The sequence below is a fragment of the Microbacterium sp. genome (assembly GCF_003248605.1).
Taxonomy (GTDB): domain Bacteria; phylum Actinomycetota; class Actinomycetes; order Actinomycetales; family Microbacteriaceae; genus Microbacterium.
Map to the genome: position 1 here is coordinate 1 of NZ_QFPF01000135.1, position 5565 is coordinate 5565.

Annotated in this window: 6 protein-coding genes; 1 reads left to right on the forward strand and 5 read right to left on the reverse strand. The window is 67.6% G+C overall.

Features of this window, described 5'->3' with window-relative positions; all coding sequences use genetic code 11:
• The coding region (locus DI573_RS13545) for a hypothetical protein (protein WP_292815354.1) at positions 1-188 on the reverse strand (188 nt) is incomplete at its 3' end.
• A gap of 60 nt (positions 189-248) precedes the next feature.
• Positions 249-1514: a recombinase family protein gene (locus DI573_RS13550; protein ID WP_292815356.1), complete on the reverse strand. Its 1266-nt coding sequence runs from the start codon at positions 1512-1514 to the stop codon at positions 249-251.
• A gap of 44 nt (positions 1515-1558) precedes the next feature.
• On the opposite strand from DI573_RS13550, the gene DI573_RS13555 reads away from it, so the two are divergent.
• On the forward strand, positions 1559-2152 hold the full coding sequence (locus DI573_RS13555; protein ID WP_292815358.1) for a hypothetical protein: 594 nt from the start codon (positions 1559-1561) through the stop codon (positions 2150-2152).
• 60 nt (positions 2153-2212) lie between these two features.
• Here DI573_RS13555 and istB read toward each other — a convergent pair whose 3' ends face one another.
• From istB to DI573_RS13570, 3 genes are all read right to left on the reverse strand, one after another.
• Complete coding sequence (gene istB / locus DI573_RS13560; RefSeq protein ID WP_292815360.1) at positions 2213-3019, reverse strand: IS21-like element helper ATPase IstB; 807 nt, start codon at positions 3017-3019, stop codon at positions 2213-2215.
• Entirely contained in the window at positions 3016-4344 is a 1329-nt protein-coding gene (gene istA, locus DI573_RS13565) for an IS21 family transposase (protein ID WP_292815362.1), read from the reverse strand. The genes istB and istA overlap by 4 nt, the downstream gene beginning before the upstream one ends.
• Positions 4345-4471: 127 nt before the next feature.
• A partial coding sequence (locus DI573_RS13570; protein WP_292815364.1) for an IS30 family transposase occupies positions 4472-5565 on the reverse strand: 1094 nt, incomplete at its 5' end.

Genomic DNA, 5565 nt, shown 5'->3' on the forward strand with positions numbered 1-5565 from the left:
AGCCCGACGAGGTACATCTGCTTCGGGCTGAATGGCAGCAACTCCTCCTCGCCGTGGATCGGTCCGAGCAACTCGCGTTCCAGGATGTCCACGAGGTTCTCTCGTACGCCGAAGGAGGTGCCATCGGTCGGGAAATTGAGCACGTAGCCCGTGTCCGCTGGGGTGGGCGCGTTCGTGCTCTCTGCCATGGGCACCAGTCTGCCGCAGACCGCCGACGCTGATCTGTCTTGGCCACGCCGAAGTTGCCGCTACGACGACCATGTCAACTGAACTCGGTCTTCGTCGAAGTAGCGGCCGACGACGCCGCGTCGAATGACCAGCTTGTCCAGCTGTGAGACGAGTACCGCGCGTCGCGCCAAGTCGTCATAACCGGCGCGCCTCCATGCCTCGTCGACTGCGAGGTCGCCGATGAGTTCGTTCGCGCGCTCGATCAGGAGCCGGTCGGTCAGGTAGGCGTCGAGCGCAGTGCGTCCGATCGTCTGGCGGCACGTCGGGCAGTAGAGCACGGGTCGCTTTTGGTTCGTGCCGCGGCAGAGGTATACCGCGCACTCATCGCATCGAGCCACGCGCGACAGGAGCGCGCTCGTGGACCGGCGCTCAGCCTTCTTGCGGGCTTGAGGCACAGCCCGGGCATCGAGCAGCCGTTGCAGGGTCGCGAACTCCTCGGTCGTGATAACGGCGAGCGCCTGGCTGACGGCCGGCTGTCCTCGTTCATCGCGAAGCACGGCAAACGGGTCGACCCGCTTGGCGCTCTTGGCGCGGCCCGGGTTGTGCGGGGTCATCCCTGCCAGCACGGGATTCCGGAGCAGGCCGTCCACGGTCTGCCTGTTCCACCTCGTCCCGCCCGACGTCCGCTCGGCACGGCGCGCGGGAAGCGGGGCTCCGCTCTCGGTGAGCCAGGTAGTGATCGCGTTCACTGTGTAGCCACTCAGCGCCTTGGCGACCGCCTCGGAGAGCCACCCGATGCGCTCGTCGTCCTTCGCCAGCACGCGGCCGGGACCGTCGGGGTTTGGGACGGACTGGTATCCATACGGGATGCCACCGCCCGGCCACCGGCCGTCCTTGAGGATCTGTGCGCGAGCAGCTCGGACCCTGGCGCGGATGGCTTCGGCCTCCATCTCACCGAAGACAGCGAGCATGACCGCAAACGCGCGGCCCTGGGGACTGGTCATGTCTATGGGGTCTTCGACGGCGACCAAGCCCGCGCCCCGCTTCTGGAGGGTCTCGTCGGCGTGGAGGAAGTCGAGCACCCGACGGGCGAGTCGGTCGACCTTCCAGATGATGACGGCATCGAAGTCACGCGCAGCGAGCAACGACTTCCACCCGTGACGCTCTTCGGGCCGGTTGGACGTGGCAGAGACACCGTCATCGACGAACTCGCCGACGATCTCCCATCCACGGGCTTCGGCATAGCGGCGGCAGGACTGGAGCTGACGGGCGATCGAGACAGACTCCTCCTTGGTGATACTGAGGCGGGCATACAGGACGCAGCGGCGTGCTTGTTTGAGATTCATCGGACCAGTCCATCGGCCATCCTCGACGGCGTGCGACCTCGCTCTTGCAGGCAAACGGCACGCTCGGCCTCATCGCGACGAACACCGTCGCGCAGGGCGACTCTCGTGAGGTTGGACTCGACGCGATGGTTGCCGACGGATTCACCATCACCCGCGCAATCCAGAGTCGCTCCTGGCCGGCAGCCAGCGCGAATCTGGAGTACGCGGCGGTGTGGGGCACCCGCGGGGATGTCGCCCAGAGTGTGCCCCGGTTTGCCGACGACATCGCAGTGCGCCGCGTCAGCACCCTCCTGGAAGCCCAGGGACGAGCCGAAGGTAAACCAGTTCGCCTCGCCGAGAACTCGGGCCTTGCATTCCAGGGCTGCATCGTCCTGGGCATGGGTTTCGTCGTGGAGTCAGGCGAGGCGCAAGAGTGGATTGCCGCCGATGCCCGCAACGCTGAAGTGCTGTTCCCGTACCTCAACGGCGAGGATCTCAACCAGCGACCCGACGGCTCGGGCTCTCGCTGGGTGATCGACTTCGGTGGTCGCTCGCAGGAAGAATCCGCTGAGTTCTCGCTGCCGTACCGACGACTTTCTGAGCAGGTTCGGCCTGAGCGAGCACGTAAGCCCAAGGCAGTCCGCGAAGCGCCCTGGTGACGGCGCTCATCGAAGTTCCTCAGAGTTGATCGCTGAAATTCCTCAGGTCGCCGGGTCAGGTTAGCGCAGGTTTGTGCCGGTGGTGACGCGGCGGAGTTCGTCGGCTGCGGCGTGGTGGTTGCGGAGCCGGTAGGAGGCTCCGTCGAGGGTGACGACGACGCTGCGGTGGAGGAGTCGGTCGAGCATTGCGGCGGCGACGGTGGTGTCGCCGAGGATCTCGCCCCATGCTCCGACGGGCCGGTTTGTGGTGAGCACGATCGAGGTCTTCAGGTAGCGCTGGTTGATGACCTGGAACAGCGCCGACGCGGCCTCGCCAGGGAGCGGCAGGTAGCCCAGTTCATCGATGATGAGCAGGGTCGGGCCGGCGAAGAACCGCATCATCGTCGCCCATTTCCCCTCGATCGCGGCGCGGTGGCAGCGGGCGGCGAGGTCCGCGGCGCTCGTGAAGTAGACCCGGTAGCCGGCCGTGACGGCGGCGTGCCCGAGTCCGGTCGCGATGTGTGTCTTCCCGACGCCCGGTGGTCCGATCAGGAGCACGTTGGTCGCGGTTTCGAGGAACCGGCAGGTGCCCAGTTCGGCGAGCAGGTTCTTGTCGATGCCGGATGCGGCGTCGAGGTCGAAGTCGTCGAGAGTGGTCCCGGCGGGTAGGTTCGCGAACCGAAACCTGCCGGCGAGGCGGCGCGCGTCGGTCGCGGTGACCTCGATCTGCAGGAGCCGCTCGAGGGCGTGCGTGAGCGTCCAGCCCTCGGCTTGCGCCTGGTCGAGGACCTTCGGGAGCGCGTCGGCGGCGTCGGCGAGTTTCAGGTCGGTGAGGTGGTTCCGCAGCTGCTGATAGGTGCTGGCCGCAGCCTTCGTGGTGGTGGTCATCGGAGGGTGTTCCTGTTCTTCGCGGCCTGTTCGTAGGCGGCCAGATCGATCACGGTCGAGACGGGCTGACCGGTGCCGGTGAGCACCTGCGCGGCGCGTAGCGCCGCAGTCCCGGGCGGGATGCGTTCCTTCCGGCGGTGCGGACGGCCCGGCGGCGCCGACGCGAGAGCGATGGCCTCGAGGGCGGTGACGTGGCCGGTGTCGCGGACCGTGACGCCCAGCCCAGGCTGCGCGACCCGGTGCCGGGCGACGACCGTCCCGGACACGGTGGCGACGTCGATGGTGTCGGCGCCGAGCCGCTGCCGGACGATGACTTTCGCGGCAGACAGCTCGGGTGGGACGGAGTAGCGGTTCCCGCGCCAGTCGATCAGCGCCTGCCTCGTCGCAGTGCGCTCCTCGGTGACGACCACGGGGAACACGACCGGCGGCAGCGGCCGCAGACGCTCCGCAGCGAACATCACCTTCGCGGTGGTCTTGCCCGTCTCGGTGCGCCGCGGCCGCTCATCCTGCCCACGGGCGAACGCCTCAACGGAGGCTTGCGCCTGCTCGAGGGTCAGCCCGTCCGGAAGGTTCCGCCACCAGCGTTGCGCGGCGGTGTGGTTGTTCTTCTCGACCACGCCCTTCCTGTTCCCCGACCGCGGCCGACAGACCACCGGCTGGACGCCATGATGCTTCGCGAACCCCGCGAACATCGGCATCAGATCCCGGGTCACGGGGTTCAACACCGTCGCCATCCGGTCGAACCGCCAGACCCTCGTCACCCCGCCCAGCAGAGCCAGCAGGGTCGTCATCGCGGCCAGCAGATGCGGGACATCCATCGACGGCGAGAGCACGGCCCGCCAGACGCCGGAGTGCGCGAGGGACCCGACGAGCAGATACGCGTTCTTGTGCGGGAACCCCCAGTGCGCGGGCGGGTTGGGCAGCTCAAGCCAGTCGAACTGGGTCTCCTCGCCCGGCGGGTGCTCGATGATCGCATTCGGTCGCTTCGTGACATGCGCGCAGGCGGTGCACGCCGGCCGCAGCCCGCGGGCCCGGATCTGTCGAGTCAACGTCGGATACGAACCTTCGAAGCCCAGCGGGACGATCTCGTCCAGCAACGTCGCCGCCCAGAGGTGCGGGTCCTCCGTCAGGCGAGCGGTGACGTAGTCAACGAACGGACCGAACGGGTCCGGGGCCGCGCGTTCCCGCCGGCCCGGGACCCGTTCACCATTCAGATATGCGCGTATCGTCTTGCGGTCATGGTGAGTGCGGCGGGCGATCTCACTAATCGTGAACCCCTGCCTGTGTAGAGCGTGGATGTCCACGCTGCTCCTCTCTGAAAGCATGAGAAGAGGGCCTCCCTCGGAAGCTGGTGTGTGGTCAGAGACCACCAGCATCGAGGGAGGCCCGCCTCATGCGACGGAGCGACCCAGGGTGAGGAAATTCGGTGAGGGCGGGTTCCAGCGGTCGTCGCTACACGGCTCTCTCCTGAACGCTAGCGAAGAGGTCGTGGGGTGTCTTCCAGTCGAGCGTCTTACGGGGCCGCCGGTTGAGCTCGTCGCTGACCCGCTGGAGGTCCTCCGCGGTGTGGACGCGGAGGTTCGTGCCCTTCGGGAAGTAGTCGCGTAGGAGCCCGTTGGTGTTCTCGTTCGTGGGCCTCTGCCAGGGCTTCCCGGGGTCGCAGAAGAAGACCGGCATGCCGACCGTTTCCGCAACGGTGTGGTGGTGGCTCATCTCGCTGCCTTGGTCCCACGTCAGCGACCGTCGCATCTCCGGCGGGAGTGCGCTGAACGTGGCGATGAGCTGATCGCGGATGGCGCCGGCTCGGGACTCGCCGTCAAGGTGGAGCAGGATCGTGTATCGGAAAGTGCGCTCGACGAGGGTGCCGATCGCGGACCGGTTGTAGGCGCCGACGATGCAATCCCCCTCCCAGTGGCCAGGCTCGAGCCGCTCCAACACCTCGGCTGGCCGCTGGTCGATCGGGGTGATCGGAACGATGAACCGTGGTCGGCGCTGGTCACCGCGGCGGCGAGGACGCCGATGAGGCCGCCCCGTGCGCAGCACCGCGCGCGGATCCCGCGCGATCACGCGGGTCGGCGCGTAGAGCGCCTGGTAGATCGTCTCGACCGCGATCGGTGAATCGTGCTGCGTCGCGAGCTCGTGCGCGATCTGTTCGGGGCTCCAATGCTCGTCGAGATGCTTCTGCACCAGGACCCGGAGTGCGGCGTCGGTCTCGAGTCTTCGAGGCTTTGGTCGCGGGCGGCGAGTTCGCATGAGCGCGTGCGCGGTGAACGGGTGATAGACGCCATCACTGGCACGGTTGCGCGTGAGCTCACGAGCGATCGTCGACACCGCCCGCCCCAGCTCCGTCGCGATCGTGCGCGCCGACTTCCCGGCCCGGTGACCGTCCGCGATGACGACTCGCTCGGCTTCACTCAGATACCGGTCGGACTCGGCCTTGCCCTGGTACCGACCGATGACAGGCTCGATGACCCGAGTGCCCGTGGACGTGACGACCGCGCCGCCGTTCTTCCACCAGTGCCCAGTCTTGCGATCGATCCCAAGAC